The 2,817-nt window shown below is 76.1% G+C and carries 2 protein-coding genes; both read left to right on the forward strand.

Annotation, left to right across the window (positions count from 1 at the left end):
- Nucleotides 1–276 precede the first annotated feature (276 nt).
- Complete coding sequence (locus ABD308_RS39160) at nt 277–732, forward strand: hypothetical protein (protein WP_344345868.1); 456 nt, start codon at nt 277–279, stop codon at nt 730–732.
- Between the two features lie 395 nt (nt 733–1,127).
- A complete protein-coding gene (locus tag ABD308_RS39165; RefSeq protein WP_344345870.1) occupies nt 1,128–2,417 on the forward strand; it encodes an MFS transporter in 1,290 nt (429 codons plus the stop codon).
- The last annotated feature ends 400 nt before the right edge of the window (nt 2,418–2,817 follow it).

The following is a 2,817-nucleotide window of genomic DNA, read 5'->3' on the forward strand; positions in this document are numbered from 1 at the left end:
GCGGCGCCGGGCGATGCTGCGGCGGGCGGCGCCACCCCCGCTGCCGGTGCGTCGGCTCCGGGCAGCTCCGCTCCGGGGACGTCCGCTCCGGGCGCGACCGCCCAGGGCGCCGCCTCCGCCGGCGGGACCGGTGGCGGCTCGGGCGACGGTTCGACGGGTGGCCCGACGGGCGGCGGTCACGCCACACCTGGCGGGCAGCCGGCCGCCGGACCCGACTCAGACACCCCGCTGCTTGACTCCGCCCTCCTCGCGCGGGTCCTGCCCGACCAGAAGGCGATGACCGGTTGGGAGGAGGAGAAGCGCCGGGTCGACACCGCCGACCACGCCACCACCTGCACCGCCGCCGCGCCGTGCACCGGCAAGCCGCTGAGTGGGCAGGCCCGGTTCAGCGCCGGCGAGGTGACCGTGCGGTTCGGCGTCGAGACCCTGCCCGGCCGCGCCCAGGCCCAGGACCGCCTCAAGGAGGCGTACGCGGCCTACGGCGACACCACCGGGTACGGCCCGGCGGACATCGGTCCGCTGGGGACGGAGAGCCGGGCGTTCCTGGGCCAGCTGGCGGGCCGGGACGGCGTGGCGGTCGTGCTGCGCTCCGGCACCGTGGTCGCGACCGTCACCACCGAGGGCGGCCCGGTGGACCAGGCGGGCGCCCGCAGGCTCGCCGCGATGCTGGTCCAGCGCATCGAGCAGGCCCAGGCCGGCCGCACTCCGGACGCCGGGCTCGCCTCCTCCTGACGACACCGGCCCGACGCTCCGCCACGGCCACCCGGCCCCCTGGGACCCCACCCGGGCCCGGGGGGCCGTGCGCATGCGGATACCACGCCGGGGCCACCTCCAGGTGACGGAGCGTCAACACCTCCTACGTTCCAGCCAAGTTGAGGGCGATCGTCCGCTGGCGTGAAAGCGGTGGTCCGAATAGCGGACGTAAAGATGGACATCGCGAGGCCCGGGGCCGGTTCGCGCGTCACCGCTGGTCGCGCCCGGGAGGGTGGGCTTCGGGCCGGACGCACCGGTGCGGGGCGCGGGTGAGAGAGGGCTCGAACGGCGCTCGTATCCGGACGATTCGGCCGGGGGCCGGAATCCGGCCAGCCGGTTGCCCGGTAGCGAAGCGGTAACCGAGAGTCGAACCGATGAACGAAAAGCCCTCCCCGTCCCGCACCGGCCCGCCGGCCCGTCGCGACTTCCGGCTCCTGCTCTCGGGAGCCGTCGCGGCGCAGGCGGGAAGTCAAGTCACCCTGGTCGCCCTGCCGTTGGTGGCGGTGGTGGAACTCGACGCCACGCCCTTCCAGGTCGGCCTGCTGACCGCCGCCGAGACCGCCGCCTTCCTGCTGGTCGGCCTGCCCGCCGGCGCCTGGCTGGACCGGATGCGCAAACTGCCCGTGCTGGTCCGCTCCGACGTCCTGCGCTGCCTCGCCGTCGGGTCGATCCCGCCGGCCGCCGCGCTGGACGTGCTCGGCCTGCCCCAGCTCTACCTGGTGGCCCTGGTCACCGGCGTGGCGACGGTCTTCTTCGACGTCGCCCACCAGTCCTTCCTCCCGGTGCTGCTGCCGCGCGAGAGCCTGGTGGCGGGCAATGGCGCGATCGAGACCGTCCGCTCCTCCGCCCAGATCGCCGGCCCCGGCCTCGGCGGCGGACTGGTCCAACTGCTCGGCGCGCCACTGGCGATCGTCGCCGACGCGGCCGGCTACCTGCTCTCGGCGGTGCTGCTGGGCCGGATCCGCGCCGAGGAGCGGCTGCCCGAGCCCGAGCCCGGACGCTCGCTGCGCGCGGACGTCGCCGAGGGGCTGCGGTTCGTGACGGGCCACCCGCTGCTGCGGGTGATCGCGGCCACCACCGCGCTGTCCAACCTGTTCGGCGCCGTGCTGATGGCGGTGCAGACGGTCTTCTGGGTACGGGTGCTGGGGCTCTCCCCGGCCGCGATCGGGATCCTGCTCTCGGCGACGGCGGTCGGTGGCCTCGCCGGCGCGCTGTGCGCCGGCCGGCTCGCCGCCCGGCTCGGGCAGGCCCGGCTGATCTGGCTCTCCCCGCTGGCCACCGCGCCGTTCGCGCTGCTGTGGCCGCTCGCCGACGGCGCCGCCGGGGCGGTGCTGTTCGCGGTCGGCGGGGCGGTGGTGCTGTTCGGCGCGGTGGTCTACAACGTCGCCCAGGTGAGCTTCCGGCAGAGCCTCTGCCCGCCCCGGCTGCTCGGCCGGATGAACGCCACCATCCGGTTCCTGGTCTGGGGCACCCTGCCGCTCGGCGCCCTGCTCGGCGGCGCCGTCGCCGACGCGGCCGGCCCGCGCGCCGCGCTCTGGCTCTGCGCGGCGGGCTTCGTGGTGATTCCGGTCCCGCTGCTCCTCTCGCCCCTGCGCGGCCTGCGGGACCTGCCGTCCGCGCCACCGGACGCCGACGCCGACGCCGTGGCCACCCGAACGAGCTGAACCGAATCCGAAGCGGAGACCCTCCCGTGCACTGCGACTTCACGGCCGCCAACCCGCCTCACCTGTCCGTCACCGGGCCGGCCCTGGCACCCACCGGTAGTCGGCCCCGGTACCCGATTGCCCGCCGCCGTGGTCCGCGCGGCAGGGTCGACGCGTGCCGGTCGCCCAGGGCTGCCCGGCGCCCGGGGGCGTGTGGTGGGTTCGTCGTGCGGTGTGGTGGCCCGGTGTCGCCGCTGTCTTCGTGCTCGCGTGGCCGGCAGGATTCGCCGTCCTTGCGGTCGGGGGCGGGTGGGGTCGCCCGTGCGGCGGGCGTTACCGGGACAGCTTTGGCGGCCCTGGCGCCCGCCGGTATCCGGTGCGGGTTCCCGATCGCCCGTCACCGTGGTCCGCGCGGCGTGGT

The sequence above is a fragment of the Kitasatospora putterlickiae genome (assembly GCF_039527695.1).
Classification (GTDB): Bacteria; Actinomycetota; Actinomycetes; order Streptomycetales; family Streptomycetaceae; genus Kitasatospora; species Kitasatospora putterlickiae.

Coding starts and splice junctions, on each gene's coding strand:
- ABD308_RS39160 (WP_344345868.1), top strand. CDS start 277: ATGACCGGTTGGGAGGAGGAGAAGCGCCGGGTCGACACCGCCGACCAC.
- ABD308_RS39165 (WP_344345870.1), top strand. CDS start 1,128: ATGAACGAAAAGCCCTCCCCGTCCCGCACCGGCCCGCCGGCCCGTCGC.